Origin of the sequence: Halomonas sp. AOP25-F1-15, assembly GCF_052378675.1 — a bacterium.
Classification (GTDB): domain Bacteria; phylum Pseudomonadota; class Gammaproteobacteria; order Pseudomonadales; family Halomonadaceae; genus Vreelandella; species Vreelandella casei.
The window spans coordinates 370,906-386,818 of record NZ_JBQSXV010000003.1; the positions used below are offsets into that span (position 1 = coordinate 370,906).

At 57.3% G+C, this 15,913-nt stretch carries 16 protein-coding genes; 11 read left to right on the forward strand and 5 right to left on the reverse strand.

The window, feature by feature from the left end; all coding sequences use genetic code 11:
• From moaA to ACT3TF_RS07630, 4 genes are read right to left on the reverse strand one after another with little or no spacing between them, the layout of a single operon-like run.
• Positions 1 to 1,053, reverse strand: coding sequence for a GTP 3',8-cyclase MoaA (gene moaA, locus ACT3TF_RS07615; protein ID WP_444671939.1), 1,053 nt, complete (start codon positions 1,051 to 1,053; stop codon positions 1 to 3).
• A complete protein-coding gene (moeA, locus tag ACT3TF_RS07620; protein WP_444671940.1) occupies positions 1,050 to 2,321 on the reverse strand; it encodes a molybdopterin molybdotransferase MoeA in 1,272 nt (423 codons plus the stop codon). The genes moaA and moeA overlap by 4 nt, the downstream gene beginning before the upstream one ends.
• Positions 2,318 to 2,944, reverse strand: coding sequence for a molybdenum cofactor guanylyltransferase MobA (gene mobA / locus ACT3TF_RS07625; RefSeq protein WP_444671941.1), 627 nt, complete (start codon positions 2,942 to 2,944; stop codon positions 2,318 to 2,320). Before mobA ends, moeA begins: the two co-directional genes overlap by 4 nt.
• Positions 2,941 to 3,834, reverse strand: coding sequence for a formate dehydrogenase accessory sulfurtransferase FdhD (locus ACT3TF_RS07630; protein ID WP_096277680.1), 894 nt, complete (start codon positions 3,832 to 3,834; stop codon positions 2,941 to 2,943). Before ACT3TF_RS07630 ends, mobA begins: the two co-directional genes overlap by 4 nt.
• A 189-nt stretch (positions 3,835 to 4,023) precedes the next feature.
• Here ACT3TF_RS07630 and ACT3TF_RS07635 point away from each other — a divergent pair, with 189 nt between their 5' ends.
• The 11 genes from ACT3TF_RS07635 to ACT3TF_RS07685 all read left to right on the forward strand — a co-directional run bounded on the left by ACT3TF_RS07635 (position 4,024) and on the right by ACT3TF_RS07685 (position 14,726).
• Positions 4,024 to 4,464 (forward strand): DUF3305 domain-containing protein, encoded by a 441-nt coding sequence (locus ACT3TF_RS07635; protein WP_444671942.1) that lies wholly within the window; start codon positions 4,024 to 4,026, stop codon positions 4,462 to 4,464.
• Positions 4,461 to 5,129: a DUF3306 domain-containing protein gene (locus ACT3TF_RS07640; protein ID WP_441685108.1), complete on the forward strand. Its 669-nt coding sequence runs from the start codon at positions 4,461 to 4,463 to the stop codon at positions 5,127 to 5,129. The genes ACT3TF_RS07635 and ACT3TF_RS07640 overlap by 4 nt, the downstream gene beginning before the upstream one ends.
• A 187-nt stretch (positions 5,130 to 5,316) precedes the next feature.
• Positions 5,317 to 7,044 carry a 4Fe-4S binding protein gene (locus ACT3TF_RS07645; RefSeq protein WP_096277686.1) on the forward strand — a complete coding sequence of 576 codons (1,728 nt, stop codon included), beginning with the start codon at positions 5,317 to 5,319 and terminating at the stop codon, positions 7,042 to 7,044.
• 4 nt (positions 7,045 to 7,048) lie between these two features.
• Positions 7,049 to 7,687 (forward strand): TorD/DmsD family molecular chaperone, encoded by a 639-nt coding sequence (locus ACT3TF_RS07650; RefSeq protein ID WP_441685106.1) that lies wholly within the window; start codon positions 7,049 to 7,051, stop codon positions 7,685 to 7,687.
• Between the two features lie 62 nt (positions 7,688 to 7,749).
• Positions 7,750 to 7,950, forward strand: coding sequence for a twin-arginine translocation signal domain-containing protein (locus tag ACT3TF_RS07655; RefSeq protein WP_444624996.1), 201 nt, complete (start codon positions 7,750 to 7,752; stop codon positions 7,948 to 7,950).
• A gap of 24 nt (positions 7,951 to 7,974) precedes the next feature.
• On the forward strand, positions 7,975 to 10,827 hold the full coding sequence (locus ACT3TF_RS07660) for a molybdopterin-dependent oxidoreductase (RefSeq protein WP_441685103.1): 2,853 nt from the start codon (positions 7,975 to 7,977) through the stop codon (positions 10,825 to 10,827).
• Between the two features lie 36 nt (positions 10,828 to 10,863).
• Positions 10,864 to 11,478, forward strand: coding sequence for a formate dehydrogenase FDH3 subunit beta (gene fdh3B, locus ACT3TF_RS07665; protein WP_096277694.1), 615 nt, complete (start codon positions 10,864 to 10,866; stop codon positions 11,476 to 11,478).
• 11 nt (positions 11,479 to 11,489) lie between these two features.
• Complete coding sequence (locus ACT3TF_RS07670) at positions 11,490 to 12,593, forward strand: formate dehydrogenase subunit gamma (protein ID WP_444671943.1); 1,104 nt, start codon at positions 11,490 to 11,492, stop codon at positions 12,591 to 12,593.
• An 88-nt stretch (positions 12,594 to 12,681) separates the two neighbouring features.
• On the forward strand, positions 12,682 to 13,008 hold the full coding sequence (locus ACT3TF_RS07675; RefSeq protein ID WP_096277698.1) for a DUF1244 domain-containing protein: 327 nt from the start codon (positions 12,682 to 12,684) through the stop codon (positions 13,006 to 13,008).
• A 4-nt stretch (positions 13,009 to 13,012) separates the two neighbouring features.
• The gene (gene moaB, locus ACT3TF_RS07680) at positions 13,013 to 13,531 is read left to right on the forward strand and encodes a molybdenum cofactor biosynthesis protein B (RefSeq protein WP_096277700.1); all 519 of its coding nucleotides are present in this window, start codon (positions 13,013 to 13,015) and stop codon (positions 13,529 to 13,531) included.
• Positions 13,524 to 14,726, forward strand: coding sequence for a molybdopterin molybdotransferase MoeA (locus ACT3TF_RS07685; RefSeq protein ID WP_444671944.1), 1,203 nt, complete (start codon positions 13,524 to 13,526; stop codon positions 14,724 to 14,726). The genes moaB and ACT3TF_RS07685 overlap by 8 nt, the downstream gene beginning before the upstream one ends.
• A gap of 11 nt (positions 14,727 to 14,737) precedes the next feature.
• Here the strand turns inward: ACT3TF_RS07685 and ACT3TF_RS07690 are convergent, their stop codons facing one another.
• Positions 14,738 to 15,904: a glutathionylspermidine synthase family protein gene (locus tag ACT3TF_RS07690; protein WP_096277705.1), complete on the reverse strand. Its 1,167-nt coding sequence runs from the start codon at positions 15,902 to 15,904 to the stop codon at positions 14,738 to 14,740.
• Positions 15,905 to 15,913 lie beyond the last annotated feature (9 nt).

Below are 15,913 nucleotides of genomic sequence, written 5' to 3' on the forward strand. Positions count from 1 at the left end.
CTAGCCTCCTGTCATATTCATAAAGCGTACCACCTGCACATCGCCATCGGTGGTGAAGTGATGGCGCTCCGGCTTAAGCGGCAAGGCATCAATGATGGCCTGCTTAAGTATCTGCATATTGCCCGGATGGCGGCGCAGCACGGCGCGAAGATCTACTGAATGTTCATTGCCTAAGCAGAGCAGTAGACGGCCTTCCACGGTGACCCGTACGCGGTTGCAGGTATCACAAAAGTTGTGGCTATGCGGTGAGATAAATCCAACGCGGCTTTCGCTGTCGAGCATCTTAAAGTAGCGCGATGGGCCCGGTGTGGTTTCGGCCGTGGCAATCAGCGGGTAGCGGGACTCAATCATCGCCTGCACGTCGTCGCTGGAGTAGAACGTCTCCGCCCGTGAGTGATCGGAGACATCGCCCAGCGGCATTTCTTCGATAAAGCTAATGTCCAGGCCTTCTTGGCGGGCAAAGGTGACCAAGTCGATCACTTCATCGTCATTACGGCCTTTTAAGATCACCGCGTTGAGCTTAATACGCTTAAACCCAGCTTCCTGAGCGGCGCGAATGCCGTCAATCACTTTGGCGAGATCGCCGGTGCGAGTCAGCTGCTTGAAGCGTTCCGGAACCAGTGAGTCCAAGCTAGTATTGAGACGCCGCAGGCCGCTGGCATAAAGCTGTTGAGCGTGCTTACGCAGGCTGGCGCCGTTCGTGGTCATGGTGAAGTCGGTAAGGCCCGGCATGGCGCCGATCTCATCGACCAGTTGGTCAATGCCGCTGCGCACGAGCGGTTCGCCACCGGTAAGGCGAATCTTTTCAACCCCCAGCTCGGTGAAGGCGCGGGCCACCATGGCAATCTCTTCCAGCGTCAGTACCTGAGCACGAGGCAGAAACGTCATCTCTTCGCTCATGCAGTACACACAGCGGAAATCGCAGCGGTCGGTGACCGAAATACGCACGTAGCTAATACGGCGGCCAAAATCATCAATCAGTGGCTGGTCAGCATGTGGTTGGTCAAAATGTGAGTGGCCAGCGCGTTGCTGAGTCGTTCGTTGCTCGGTCATAGCCATCCCGTTAGTGGTTGTATGCTGACTACCTCGCCTGGTTGTGCGCCGTCTTGGTCATCGGCAAGTTCAATCAAGCAATTAGCAGCCACCATCGAGGTTAAAATACCCGAACCCTGGGCGCCGGTGCTACGTACGTGTAACTGTCCTTCTCCATCAGTATGGTAGACACCGCGAATAAAATCAGTGCGCTTTAAGCGGCTTTTTAAGACGTCATCGGCAATCGCATAAAGGCGATGGGGCGGTGAAACCGGCAGCCCTTGAAGTCGATCCAGCAGCGGCGTCACAAACTGTAGAAAGGTTACCATGACCGCCACTGGATTGCCGGGAAGGCCGACGAACGGCGTGTGCTGTTCGCCTAACCAGCCGCAGGCCATGGGCCGGCCTGGGCGAAGCGCTACGCGCCAGAACGCTAAGCGGCCCAACTGCTGCAGCGCGGTGCGGGTAAAATCAGCCTGACCCACGGATACGCCGCCGCTGGTGATCACCAAATCGCTTTGCTGGGCGGCTTGCTCCAGCGCTGTTTGGATAGCGTCCTGTTCGTCCGGCAAAATGCCGAGATCAATCACGTCAGCGCCGTACTCGGCAAGCATGCCGATCAGCGTAAAACGATTCGCGTCATAAACCCCGGCCGGAGCAATAGGCTCGCCGGGGGCCGTGACCTCGTTGCCGGTCGAGAAAATCGCCACCTTCGGGCGTTGGCACACGGTAACCGTGGCATAGCCTAGCGACGCTAATAAGCCCAGCTTGGCGGCATCGAGTCGCGAACCTGCCGCAAGTGCCGTATCGCCAATCGCCATGTCTTCACCGGCCTGGCGTACATGCTGGCCGTGCTTGAGGCGCTCAGGCGACTCAATAATCACATGCTCAGGCTGTTCGTCTGACGGTTCGCGCAGCTGTTCACTCATCACCACTGTGTCGGTGCCTGGCGGCAATGGGGCGCCGGTGGTAATGCGTACACAGTGGCCGGCAGGCACCATTTCGCTGCGATACTGGCCTGCTAATACCTCTCCGGCCACGGGCCAATGGGTTTGCTTGGCCCCAACACCTTCTCTCGCCAAGGCCAGCGCCACGCCATCCATCGCCGCATTGGTATTTTGCGGCACGTTAAGCGTCGCCAGCACCTCGGTGGCCAAGCGGCGGCCATGGGCCTGTGCCAGAGGCACCTGTTCGCTGTCTAGCGGGCGCTCAATCAACGTAGCGAGCGCTTGACGGGCTTCGTCAACGCTAAGCATTTTCTCACCGAGATCAAAGCAGGAGAGCGTCACGTTGCCTCCTTGCCTTTAGTCGACAGCAGAACAGTTTCAAGGTGCAGCTTTTCCTCTTCAGTGTTGAGGTTAGCAAAGGCCTCGGGGCAGTCGGACATATCGACCTTGCACCAGTGATGGCGCGCATACCAGCGGTCGATTTTGCGCTCACCCTCGGCCAATACGGCGGCTAAGTCATCGGCGAGTGACGTACGCAGCAGCGCTATCACGGGGTGCAGCCGCTCGCCGTCAAAGGCCACGCCAATATCATGATCGCCAATCCCTGCGACCAAACGTGCTACTAAGTCATCTGGCAGGGCGGGAGAGTCACAGGGAACAATCAGCAGCCAAGGCGTTTTGGCTGCGCGCAGCCCGCTATAAATCCCCATGAGCGGGCCTTTGAAGCCTTCGTCGGCGCCCTCTATTACCAGATCAGCGATCACACGGTCAGCAAAGAAGCGGTAAGCATCGGCATTGCGATTGGCATTAATCAGCAGTTCGCCTACTTGGCCCTCCAGGCGTTTAACCGCATGGGCGACAAGAGGTAAGCCCGCAAAAGGCTCAAGTCCCTTATCGCGACCGCCCATTCTACGACCTTCGCCGCCGGCTAGAATCATACCGGTTAGTTCTTGGGTAGGAATCATGAGCGTGCCTGTGTTGATGAATGTGCCTGCTTTGATGAGCGCGCCTGTTTTGATGAATGTACTGTGGACGGTCGCTCAGGAATCGCGTCCAGCGTCAGGCGATGCTGGGTATTGATCGACTGAAAATGGCGGCCTTTAGCGCGGGCGATAAGCATCACGCCAAAGCGCTCGGCCAGCTCAACGCCTTTTTGCGTTACGCCTGAACGCGACACCAGTACGCTAATCCCCATTTGCGCCACCTTTAGCACCATCTCTGACGTCAGCCGCCCTGTGGTATAAAAAATATCTGCATTGGCACTATCTGCCTGCTGAAGCCATTGGCGCCCCGCCAGGGTATCTACGGCGTTGTGTCGCCCAACGTCTTCGACAAAATCGAGCACCTGTGCTTGATCGCAAAGTGCGCAGCCGTGAACGGCGCCAGCGCTCCGGTACGTTTCATTATAGGCGTTGAGATTTTGCAACAGCTGATAAAGCGTCGATTGTGCCAGCTGCGTATCGGGCAGCGCCATCAGCGCGGTTTGATCCAACAATTTACCAAACACCGTGCCCTGGCCGCAGCCGGTGGTGACCGTGCGAGTACTTAAGCGTGCTTCCAGGTCTTCAGGTAGGTGGCGGGTAACCACCACGGCGGCTTCTACCTCCCAGTCGACCTGCACGGCAGTCAAGTCCTCGGCAGCTCGCAGCAAGCCTTGATTGCGTAAATAGCCGACCACCAGCGCTTCGGGGTCGTCACCCAGGGTCATCAGCGTGACAATTTCGCGCTTATTGAGATACACGGTTAGCGCCCGTTCAGCGGCAATCGCCTGCTGGCGCGTATCGCCATATTCGTCAACGATGCTAATCTGAGTAGTAGCCGGTAAGCGGGCTCGGCTTAACTGAAGGGCAGGCATCCATGAACCTCGCTAAATAGTTCTTGAGAAGTAGTTCTTGAAAAATAGTTCTTGAAAATAGTTCTCGCAAAACGTCGGGGTTGACGATGATGGGGCTGGGGATGCTTACTTGTCTACCCATTCAAGCTCCATCTATTCAAGCTCAGCCTATTCAAGTTCTGTCGACTCCAGTTTCAGGGTGCTAATGCCATGAGTGATAATTTACGCTCCATCAGTATCACATTGGTTGCCGAAGCCAAGCAGGTAAAGCGCTTTACCCTAACGCAGTGGCGCATTGCGGAACTTGCTTTGGGCGATCGGGGGCCGATCGCGCTGCAACTACAGCTTTCGATGACCGAGCGCGCGGCGTATCGCTTTAACCTCACCTCTAGCGCGCCGCGTCTATTTGTCCGCGCGGGCTTTACCGGGCAAGCACCGCAACCCGATGCAATCACGGCTAGCCAAGATGTGGCGGCAGGCTGGATGGATGGTGAACAACAGGTGCTGGAAGCCTTGATGCCAATGGCGATTCAGGTATGGATTGAGAGCTACCTTGCTCGCCACGGCGAGGCGCCCGTCGAGGTACGCAAGAAAAAACGCAAGGGGGCAGGGCGTGCAAAAGAGATGCCGGCCAATGAGCCGCCGCGATGAGCCGCCTGGAACGCTGGTCGCGCCTAAAGCGCAATGCCCAAAAGGAAGGCGGTGCCTCGCCAGGCGTTGTGCCTGCCAGCGAGCCTGCAGATGACATCACCGTGGAGCCAACTGGCGCGCTTCATAGCGGCGCCGAGCAGCCGCACGCCACCGTTGATCAACGGTCGGCACCGGCACTGGACGCACAAGAGCCAGAACGCGAACCCGCGCCCGGCAGTCTCGATCACACGTTGCCCGACCCCGATACCCTGGGTGTCGGCAGCGACTTTAGTGCATTCATGTTGCCGGGCGTCAGCGGAGCCCTGCGCCGGCGCGCTTTGAAGCGCCTTTGGGCCACCGGTAATTACAACGTGCGCGATGGTTTGGATGACTACGATGCTGACTATCGCCAGCAGCTCAAGCCCATGGCCTCTGGGCTTGCCAGCAAACTGCGCAGCTGGACCCATAAAGTAGACGAGACGCTGGATAAGCCGCTAGAAGATGCTTCTGCTGAGCCACAAAAAGAGCAGGTGGCCAGCGAGCAATCCAATGATCACTTGATCGCGTTTGAAAACGAATCTGCTATACCTGGCAGCGCCAACGGTAGCGCTGCAGAAAAGCCCCTCCTAGACGACCAGTCTGATTTAATATTTACTCCCCAAAGAAAGTCTGAATACTCTCATTAATGGCTATAGAATCAATTTGTTAAAGTTAATTTTCTTCCTTTTTGCAGACTGCATTAAACGCAATTAAGTTGGCTAAACACCGCGTTACGCCTAGGCTCAACTTAGTGTCAACGAAACGTTATGCCATAATAGTTAAATAATATTACTCAAAATTATAATAAGAATTATTCACTGACCGTGAGAATGCATGAATCAAAGAATCCAACTGGCGTCGATAGACGACCAGCGTAATGCCGAGGCTCGGGAAACGGTACGTCGACGTATTTCGTGGCCTGCTAATTTAACACCTGCTAATGTGACCTATCACAGCCGTGGCCATGCGCTGCTGATAGGCGCGGCCGCCGACGTATACCCGGCTGCCCGCGCTCTTCAGGGGCGCGGTCTTGCATCGCTTACGTTGCTTGTTACTTGGCCTGTTGGTAATGGTGCTGAAAGCGAGGCGGCAGAGCTAGTCGGCGCCAGCGAGCCGTTAGTGACGCAAATGCTCACCCACGAGCAGCTAAGCCAGCTACACATAAGCGGTTATTTGGGGGCGTTTAGCGCTCGGTTAGATGACGGCGATGCTCCGCTGGATCTCGCCAGGGCGCTGATTGAGCGCGCCGGATTTGACCTTGTGCTTGATCTTACAGCGATGGCTCATCCCCAGCGTTCAGAATTGCCGCCACCTGGCTACGTGGTGATGTCTTGGCAGGATGTTGAGCAGCGCAGCGAAACACTCGAAAATTTTGCCGGGCTGGTCGGTGAATTCGACAAGCCGCGCTATTTTCAGGTCAACAGCGACCTATGTGCCCACTCCACAAGTGGCAATATTGGCTGTACCCGCTGTTTGGATGTCTGCCCGGCGGATGCTATCTCCAGCATTCAAGGGCGCATTGAATCCCATATTGAAATTGACCCCTACCTTTGCCAAGGCGTGGGCAGCTGCACCAGCGCCTGCCCGACGGGGGCGATCGAGTTTCGCATGCCAGAAACACGCCGCCAGCAGGATACGCTATCTACTTGGCTCGCGGCCTATCGTGATGCGGGTGGCCAGGTGCCGGTGCTACGTTTTCTTACCCATGATTCGCAAGACGCTGAGCGCGCAACCGGCGTGGTGCCTGCAGGCCATGTGATTGATGCCCCACTGGAAGAGCTGGGAGCGGCGGGCCACGACCAGTGGCTAACCGCACTGGCTGCGGGTGCCGCCGAGGTGCGTATCCAGCTGCATCCTAGTATGCCTGCACGCCTAAGTACTTTTTTGAACGACCAGATCGCTCAAGCGCACGCCATGCTAGATGCTTTGGGGCACGACCGCGCTCGTGTACAGCTGATTGGCGTCGCCGATGGGGCCGCGCGTGATGCACTGCCGACGCTTCCTCCTTTAACAGAGGCGCCGCTGCAGCTGCCTGAGCCTGAAAAGCGCACACGCTTGAACCGCGTGTTAGCGCGCCTTGCCGAGCTGGGTAGCCCTAACGGGGCACGCACCACGATGCCGGTAGGCGCTGCCTACGGCGCGATTCAGGTCGACCGCGACGCCTGTACGCTGTGCCAGGCCTGTGTCAGCAACTGCCCTACGCCCGCGTTAAAATCTGGCGGCAATACGCCCGCCCTTAGCTTTCTTGAAGCGGACTGCGTGCAGTGCGGTCTTTGTGAGCAGGCGTGCCCGGAAAACGCGATTACGCTGATGCCAGGCTTTTTGGCAGATGGCGCCCGTGAAACGCGGCATATCTGCCATGAAGAAGCGGCCTTTGAATGCATCAATTGCGGCAAACCATTTGCCACCGTGAGCACGGTAGCCGCGATTAAACAGAAGCTTGCCCATCATCCCTACTTTGCCGGTGAGGCGATGAGCCGCCTGGAAATGTGCGAAGACTGCCGGGTGAAGGATGTCTGGAAAACCATGATTCGCGATCCTGACGCGCAACTGAAGGTATAAGCCGATGACGGATGGATTGCCCGCGCTGAAAGAAGCGGATGCCCTACGTGCCGATATCTACCGGCTGTTGGCCACCTTATTGCGTCAAGCCCCGGATGCAGACCTGCTGGCATGGCTAGCTGAGCTGGCGATTGAACAAGATGGCAGCCAACTTGCAAAGCGCTGGCAAGCATTGGCAGATGCGGCAGTCGCCATGGATGAGACAGGCGCTGGCGTAGAGCCGCTTCAGCGCGCTCACTTTCGTCATCTGGTGGGCGTCATTCAGGGCGACGTCGTGCCGTATGCCTCATGGTATCGCAATGGTGAGTTGATGGAAGCCGCGCTAGTGGCGCTGCGCCAAGACCTCCGAGTGCTGGGCTTTGAACGCAGTGAGCACACCCGAGACCCTGAAGACCATCTGGCGGCGCTATGTGAAGTAATGGCCATGCTGATTGCGTCTGAAAGCCATGAACAGGCCTATTTTTTTAGTCAGCATATTGCCCCTTGGGCAGCCAGTTGTTTCGACGATCTAGGGCAGGTAGACACCGCTTTTTATGCAGCGCTGGGAGCGTTAGGCAGTGCTTATGTGGAAAGCGAGAGGGTGAGCTTAAGCATTGATGCTGACCACGCTCCGGTGCGCATTATTGAACGCAAACGTGGATAGATCGTCGGCGATAGTCGCGTATAAAAAGACCCAGTATAAAACATAGGCGAGAGGAGAAATCCATGCACACCCCCCACAATTCTGAGCGCCGCCGGTTTATGAAAACGGTTGGGTTAGGAGCCGCTGCCGCTGGTGCCGCGGCCGCCGCCGGTCATGTCACCTTAGCTCAGGCTGATAGCGCCCCGGCGAAAGAAGAAAAACAAACGGCTAACTACCGTGAGACCGACCACGTTCGGGCGTATTACGCCTCGTTGCGTGATTGACGGCAGAATGCCAGGAGATTTGCCATGCGCTTAACTCGCAAAACAGACGCCCCCAAGGCTCCCGGGCTGGGTATTTCACGTCGTCAGTTCCTTAAACGCAGCGGTGCTGCCACGGGTGGCGTTGCCGCGGTGGGCTTTATGGGCGCGCCGATGATGCGGCGTGCCGAGTCCGCCGGTAAAACGCCCGTGCTGGATTCACCCGTAGAAACAAAGCGCACCATTTGCTCGCACTGTTCGGTGGGCTGTGGCGTCTATGCGGAAGTGCAGGAAGGCATTTGGACCAAGCAGGAACCGGCATTCGATCATCCGATCAACCGCGGGGCGCACTGTGCAAAAGGCGCCTCACTGCGCCAACACGGCCACTCTACGCGGCGCCTCAAGTACCCCATGAAGCTAGTGGCGGGCGAGTGGGAGCGCATGAGCTGGGATGACGCCATTGACGAAATTGGCGACAAGCTGCTTGAACTACGCGAAGCGCATGGCCCTGACAGCGTTTACTGGCTGGGGTCGGCCAAGTTTAGTAATGAGCAAGCCTACCTGATGCGTAAGCTTGCTTCGCTGTGGGGCACCAACAACACCGATCACCAGGCACGCATTTGCCACTCCACTACCGTTGCGGGCGTGGCCAATACCTGGGGTTACGGAGCGATGACCAATTCGCTCAACGACATGCACAACAGCAAGTCGATGCTGTTTATAGGCTCGAATCCCAGCGAAGCTCATCCGGTAGCGATGCAGCATATCCTGATCGCGAAAGAGCGTAACAACTGCGACATCATCGTGGCAGACCCGCGTTTTACTCGCACAGCGGCTAAAGCTAGCAAGTACGTGCGCCTGCGTCCGGGCTCAGACGTGGCTTATATTTGGGGCCTGCTGTGGCATATCTTCGACAACGGCTGGGAAGATAACGAGTACATCAACCAGCGCGTTTACGGCATGGATGAAGTGCGCGCCGAAGTCGCCAACTTCCCTCCCAATGTGGTTGAAGACGTGACGGGCGTTTCCGAAGCCGACATGTTTGACGTGGCCAAGCGGCTGTCTGACAACCGCCCTGGCTGCGTCGTGTGGTGCATGGGCGGCACGCAGCACACCACGGGCAACAACAATACTCGCGCTTACTGCATTTTAGAGCTGGCGCTAGGCAATATCGGTAAATCCGGCGGTGGTGCCAATATCCTGCGCGGCCACGATAACGTGCAGGGCGCGACCGATTTGGGCTTAGGCTCTGATTCGCTGCCGGGCTACTACGGCCTAGCGGAAGGCGCGTGGCAGCACTGGGCGCAGGTATGGGACGTTGACTACGAGTGGATTAAAGGCCGCTTTGATGACGCCGAATATGCCGATGGCCAGCCAATGTACACCAGCGGCATTACCGTCTCGCGCTGGGTTGACGGTGTGCTTGAAGATGATGAAAACATCTCTCAACGTACTGCATTGAAAGCCATGTTCTATTGGGGGCACGCGGTTAACTCTCAAACACGTGGCATTGAAATGCAGCAGGCGATGCGCAAGCTAGAAATGATGGTCATCGTTGACCCGTACCCCACCGTCGCATCGGTGATGCATGATCGCAGCGACGGCGTTTATCTGCTGCCTGCCGCCAGTCAGTTTGAAACGACCGGCAGCGTTACCGCCACGAACCGCTCTATTCAGTGGCGTGACCGCGTGATTGAACCGCTGTTTGAATCCAAACCCGATCACGAAATCATGTACTTATTTGCCCGTAAGTTAGGGTTTGGCAATGAGCTGGTAAAAAACTATCAGATGAACGGTGACGAGCCGCTGATCGACGATATCCTGCGTGAAATTAACCGCGGTATGTGGACGGTAGGCTACACCGGCCAAAGTCCTGAGCGCCTTAAAGAGCATCAAAAAAACTGGCATACCTTCAGTTTTGAGAATCTGCGCGCCCAGGGCGGCCCTGCCGATGGGGACTACTATGGTCTTCCATGGCCGTGCTGGGGAACGCCCGAATTCGGTCATCCCGGTTCACCCAACCTTTACGACACCAGTATCCCTGTGATGGAAGGCGGCATGGGTTTCCGGGCGCGCTTTGGTATTGAGCGTGACGGCGTGAATCTTCTGGCCGAAGGCTCGGCGCCAGTGGGTGGCGATATCGACGATGGCTATCCTGAGTTCAACGACCAGCTGCTTAAAGATTTGGGCTGGTGGGATGATCTGACCGCCGAAGAGAAGCAGGCAGCGGAAGGCAAAAACTGGAAGACCGACTTTTCCGGTGGTATCCAGCGTGTGGTCATTGAGCATGGCTGCGCGCCGTACGGCAATGCCAAGGCGCGCGCCGTGGTCTGGACCTTCCCTGACCAGGTGCCAAAGCATCGCGAACCGCTGTACACCACGCGGCGTGATTTGGTTGACCGCTTTCCCACTTGGGATGACTTCGACTCGATCATGCGTTTGCCGACCCTGTACAAAACGATCCAGGATCGCAACAACGCCAGCGAGTATCCCATTATTCTCACCTCCGGGCGGCTGGTGGAATACGAGGGCGGTGGTGATGAAACGCGTTCCATGTCGTGGCTTGCCGAGCTGCAGCAGGAGATGTTCGTCGAGATCAACCCGGCGAATGCCAATGATCTTAACGTCAAAGATGGCGATGATGTTTGGGTCGAAGGGGCGGAAGGGGGGCGCATAAAAGTCAAAGCGCTGGTTACGCCTCGCGTTGATCGTAACGTTGCGTTTATTCCGTTCCACTTTGGCGGCATGTTCCAAGGTGAAAGCCTGCGCGATCGTTATCCGGATGGGTCTGATCCATACATCATTGGTGAGGCGGCTAATACCGCAACGACCTACGGCTACGACCCGGTGACACTGATGCAAGAGACCAAGTGCACCATTTGCCGCATTGAGCGCGCCTGAGTCTAGAAAACAAGCCCCCGGCATTAGGAGAACAACATGGCTCAAATGAAATTTATGTGTGACGCCGAGCGCTGCATTGAATGCAACGGCTGCGTCACCGCCTGTAAGAATGCTAACGATGTTGAGTGGGGCATTCAGCGCCGCCGTGTGGTCACGCTCAATGACGGCGAAGCGAACGAAATGTCGATCTCTGTCGCCTGCATGCACTGTGACGACGCACCCTGCATGGCCGTTTGCCCCACCGACTGTTTCTACAAAACCGATGACGGCATCGTGCTGCACGACAAAGATCTGTGCATTGGCTGCGGCTATTGCCTGTACGCCTGCCCGTTTGGTGCGCCGCAGTTTCCTCAGCAGGATGCCTTTGGCGAGCGCGGCAAGATGGACAAATGTACCTTCTGCGCCGGCGGCCCTGCCGATAGCAAAGAAGAAGAGTACGAGAAGTACGGCTCTAACCGCATTGCGGAAGGTAAGCTGCCGCTGTGTGCGGAAATGTGTTCTACCAAAGCGCTGCTGGCCGGTGATGCGCAAGACGTTGCTGATATCTTTCGCCAGCGAGTGGTTCAGCGCGGTCACAAAGACGGTGCCTGGTCTAACAACCCCCAGGCCAGTGCCGACAACCTAGCCTATGATGCTGCCCATAAAGGGTAAGGAGGCGTGTCATGAACCAGTTGACTGCACAGGCGCCCAGCAGGGTGTCGCGCTCAGATAAAAGGCTCATCGCCCTGGGCATGTGGCGCTTTATGCTGGTGGCACTTGCGCTGTTACTTAGCCTTGGTTTTACGCAGGTAGCGGTAGCGCAGGCGGATCCTGATCGTGAAATGACCACCGCCGCTCCGGGCATTACCGCCGATCAGTGGCGTCAGGTGCGTAGCGGGGAAACTGGTCCCAATTACCGCGATTCGCGTTACGACAGCAACTACAGCCTGATCAATGCAAGTGGTGAAACCTGGCGGCAGATTCGCAATCGCTGGGTCTCACCGTTTGGGATGATTGCGATAGGCGGTACGGCCGCGTTGATTACGCTGTTCTACCTGATTGTTGGGCGCAAGCACCTGGAGGCTCCGCGCACCGGGCGCAAACTGCTGCGCTGGTCGCTGGTGATGCGCGCGCTGCACTGGACGGTCGCCACGCTGTTTATCACCCTGGCGCTGACCGGTTTGAACTTGCTGCTCGGTAAGTTTGTTTTCCGCACGCTGTTTGGCGATGCCTTCTGGGCATGGATGATCGCAGCCTCGAAAGTGCTGCATAACTATTTAGGGCCTATTTTTGGCATATTGCTGGTGGTCATGCTGGTTAGCCTGATTAAAGAGAACATTCCTAAAAAGCACGACTGGGTATGGTTCAAAAAGGGCGGCGGCATGATTGGTAAACAGCATGTAGAAGCAGGCTTTGCTAACGGCGGCGAGAAAGCCTGGTACTGGCTGCTAGCCAGCGTTGGAGTGCTGGTGATTGCCAGTGGCTTTGTGCTCGATTTCCCCAACTTCAATCAGGGGCGCGACACCATGCAGTGGGCGAACATTATCCATGCAGTGGGTGCGCTGGGGCTGACCGCCGTTTCCTTGGGGCATATCTATATCGGTACGCTGGGTACGGAAGGCGCGTTAGAAGGTATGACCACGGGTTACGTGGATGAAACCTGGGCCAAAGAGCACCACAGCCTGTGGTACGAAGAGGTCAAGGATCAGACGGTTTCGGAGGAAGAGATCGCGGCGCGTAAATCGTCTAGCGGCAGCGGCGAACCCTCGGCAACGCGAACCAGCTGAGCACCATGCGCAGTATCTGAGACACCGCCATTTGGCGGTGTCTTTTGTTATGCTGCACCTTACGCCACTTTTAACGAGAGGAACGGCAATGTCAGCGTTTAACGAATTTGATCAGGCCACCCGTACCGAACTTGAAGCAGCCGCCTTTCGCCGCCTGCTGCGCCATTTGGACGACAACAAGGACGTGCAGAACATTGACCTGATGATTCTGGCGGACTTCTGCCGTAACTGTCTCTCCAAATGGATGGTGAGCGCCGCCGATGAGCGCGACGAGACGCTGGAGTTGGAGGCCGCGCGCGAGTACGTCTACGGCATGCCTTACAGTGAGTGGAAAGAGCACCACCAGGCAAAGGCGACCCCGGAACAGCTGGCCGCACTTGATGCGCGTCAAGCCAAGAAAAATAGCCAGGAGTAGGCGAATGGAATCCATGGTGCCTTTGAGCATAGCGGTACTCACCGTCTCGGATACCCGAACGGAAGACACGGATCGTAGCGGCCAATCGCTCGTTGAGCGCCTAACCAGCGCAGGGCATATCCTGGCGGAAAAGCGCATTGTGCCAGACGATGTCTACCGTATTCGCGCAGTGGTCGCGGAGTGGATAGCCAGTGGCGACGTGCAGGTGGTGATCACTACCGGCGGCACCGGCTTTACCGGCCGTGATTCAACCCCGGAAGCCATCTCAGTATTATTGGACAAGCGCATTGAGGGCTTTGGCGAGCGCTTTCGCCAGCTCAGCGGTGATGAAATTGGCAGCTCCACTATCCAAAGCCGCTGCTTAGGCGGTCTGGCAAACGCGACGGTAGTGTTTTGCTTACCCGGTTCAACCGGCGCCTGCCGCACCGGCTGGGACGGCATTCTGGCTGAACAGTTGGATAGTCGCCATAAGCCCTGCAATTTCGCTAACCTGGTCATTCCAGGCCGAGGTCAACATGGCTGATTTGCAGCCGATAGACGCCGCGCTTGTCGCTCTGCTAGCCGACGTGTGCCCCGTTGCGATCGAAAGTGTCTTGCTGGAAGCCGCCGCCGGACGAGTACTGGCCGATGCAGTGACCGCGCAGTTAAACGTGCCGCCGTTCGATAACAGCGCGATGGATGGCTATGCGCTGCGCGCCGTCGATGCCGGAAAGTGGCTACCCGTTAGCCAGCGTATTGCCGCAGGAACGCCAGCCCAAGCGCTGGCGCCGGGCAGCTGCGCGCGTATATTTACCGGTGGGGAAATTCCTCCAGGGGCTGACTGCGTTGTCATGCAGGAGCGTGTTGACGTTGATGGCGAGCGCGCCTTGATACCTGCCGATGTTCCCAGCGGTGACAACGTTCGCCGCCGAGGTCGTGACGTGCGTCAAGGCAGCGTGCTGCTTAATGCCGGTGAGCGTCTGGAAGCCGCCGCGCTAGGCCATTTGGCCGGGCAGGGCGTTACTCAGGTCAGCGTGCGTCGCCGCCCTCGGGTAGCCTTGCTGTCGACCGGTGATGAAATCATCGACCCCGGCACGCCGCTGAAACCGGGGCAGCTCTATAACTCTAACCGGCCCATGCTGAAGCGCCTGTTAGAGAACTTTGGTGCTGAGGTGGTGAGCACGGTCAGCGTACCGGATGACTATGCCCGTACCGTGGCGCTGTTAAAAGAAGCCGCTGAGGCAGATCTTGTGGTCACCACCGGCGGCGTGAGTGTTGGTGAAGAAGACCACGTTAAGGCAGCGCTGGAGGCAATTGGCCAGCTCGATATGTGGAAGCTGGCGATCCGCCCAGGCAAACCCTTAGCGCTTGGCCGCTTGCCTCGCCGTGATGGCAGCCAGGCACGCTTTGTTGGTCTGCCGGGCAATCCGGTATCGGGATTTGTGGGAGCTTGGCTGTTTCTACGCCCGTTGCTAGGCACAATGCTGGGCTGCCCGGCGCTAAGCCAGCTGCCCACCATTACCGCCAGCGCTAACTTTGCCACCTCGACCGGGCCGCGCGAGCACTACATGCGTGTCACGCTGCAGTTTACGCCCCGTGGAGTAACCGCCACGGCCTTTGATGATCAGAACTCAGGCGTGCTCTCGTCGTGCATCAATGCCGATGCGTTTGCGGTGATACCGCCCAACAGCGAGATAGCTGAAGGCGATATGATTAGCTGCTTGTGGCTGGCGGGCTAACGCCAGCCATATTACACAATCGCGTGGGGCACGAAGCAGGAGGAGTCTTTGGTGATGCGCCCTACGTCTTCGCGTATCCCCATGCCGCAGGCGCGGTCACCGACGACCCAACTGCCAATTAAGGCGTGGTTGTCACCAAAGCGAGGCATCGGATGGTACGCCTGGCGAATCCAAGGGCTGTCAGTATACGGGCCGCCCACGGCTTCGTGCTGGCCAGCTGGGGTAATCAGTTCTACATTACTGCCTTCCCGTGAGAAGAACGGCTTGCGCACCCAGCCCGCTGGCAGCGGTGGACTGCTGGCATTCTCGAAGAACGCCGGAAGCAGGTTGGGGTGGCCTTCAAAATGCTCCCACAAGAGCGGCAAAATACCTTTGTTAGACAGGATGGCTTTCCAGGGAGGCTCAAACCAGTGCGTGTTTAACTGCGGAATAGCCTCGCCAAAGGCATCATCGGCCATTTCTTCCCACGGGTAGAGTTTGAACAGCGCGTGGATAGGCTGGTCATCTAAATCAACAAAGTGCTCGGCACCGGGCTGTAGCCCGATATCTTCGGTGAAGATAAACGGTGCGTTCAGGCCCGCTTGTACGGCCACATCCTGTAAATAGTGCACGGTGGCACGCTCTTCGGCGTTATCTTTGATGCAGGAAAAATACAGCGTGCGTGCGTCCAGGCGATCGCCAAGGTGTGCCATGGCATTGATCAGCCGTTCTTGAATCGAATTGTACTGGTCGGCGTGGCGCGGCAGAATGCCTTGAGCAATCGCCTGTTCAAGCCACACCCACTGAAAAAAACCGGCTTCGTAAAGCGAGGTGGGCGTGTCGTAATTGAGTTCCAGTAGCTTGGCCGGGCCGTCGCCGGAGTAGGCAAAGTCCATCCGCCCATAAAGATGCGGCTGGCCTGATGTCCATGAGTTATGGATGCTGTCCCACATGTGCTCGGGTAGAGCCAAACGCTGCATGAGTGCATTGGAGTGGCAGACTTTATCGACCAGCTCCATGCACATCTCATGCACCGCTTCGGTAGGCGCTTCAATATCTCTTTCCACCTGTTCCATGGTGAACTGATAGTAGGCGTCTTCTTTCCAGTAGGGCTCCCCGTCAATCGTATGAAAATGAAACCCCAGCTCTTGTGCCAGGGCTTTCCATTCTTTGCGTTCAGGGATATCGATTCGTAGCATAGTCGTATC

Bases quoted from the DNA above. Each gene is read 5' to 3' on its own strand.
- mobA (WP_444671941.1), bottom strand. From the start codon at position 2,944: ATGATTCCTACCCAAGAACTAACCGGTATGATTCTAGCCGGCGGCGAA.
- ACT3TF_RS07675 (WP_096277698.1), top strand. From the start codon at position 12,682: ATGTCAGCGTTTAACGAATTTGATCAGGCCACCCGTACCGAACTTGAA.
- ACT3TF_RS07635 (WP_444671942.1), top strand. From the start codon at position 4,024: ATGAGTGATAATTTACGCTCCATCAGTATCACATTGGTTGCCGAAGCC.
- fdh3B (WP_096277694.1), top strand. From the start codon at position 10,864: ATGGCTCAAATGAAATTTATGTGTGACGCCGAGCGCTGCATTGAATGC.
- moaA (WP_444671939.1), bottom strand. From the start codon at position 1,053: ATGACCGAGCAACGAACGACTCAGCAACGCGCTGGCCACTCACATTTT.
- ACT3TF_RS07640 (WP_441685108.1), top strand. From the start codon at position 4,461: ATGAGCCGCCTGGAACGCTGGTCGCGCCTAAAGCGCAATGCCCAAAAG.
- ACT3TF_RS07670 (WP_444671943.1), top strand. From the start codon at position 11,490: ATGAACCAGTTGACTGCACAGGCGCCCAGCAGGGTGTCGCGCTCAGAT.
- ACT3TF_RS07630 (WP_096277680.1), bottom strand. From the start codon at position 3,834: ATGCCTGCCCTTCAGTTAAGCCGAGCCCGCTTACCGGCTACTACTCAG.
- ACT3TF_RS07645 (WP_096277686.1), top strand. From the start codon at position 5,317: ATGAATCAAAGAATCCAACTGGCGTCGATAGACGACCAGCGTAATGCC.
- moaB (WP_096277700.1), top strand. From the start codon at position 13,013: ATGGAATCCATGGTGCCTTTGAGCATAGCGGTACTCACCGTCTCGGAT.
- ACT3TF_RS07655 (WP_444624996.1), top strand. From the start codon at position 7,750: ATGCACACCCCCCACAATTCTGAGCGCCGCCGGTTTATGAAAACGGTT.
- ACT3TF_RS07690 (WP_096277705.1), bottom strand. From the start codon at position 15,904: ATGCTACGAATCGATATCCCTGAACGCAAAGAATGGAAAGCCCTGGCA.
- ACT3TF_RS07685 (WP_444671944.1), top strand. From the start codon at position 13,524: ATGGCTGATTTGCAGCCGATAGACGCCGCGCTTGTCGCTCTGCTAGCC.
- ACT3TF_RS07660 (WP_441685103.1), top strand. From the start codon at position 7,975: ATGCGCTTAACTCGCAAAACAGACGCCCCCAAGGCTCCCGGGCTGGGT.
- ACT3TF_RS07650 (WP_441685106.1), top strand. From the start codon at position 7,049: ATGACGGATGGATTGCCCGCGCTGAAAGAAGCGGATGCCCTACGTGCC.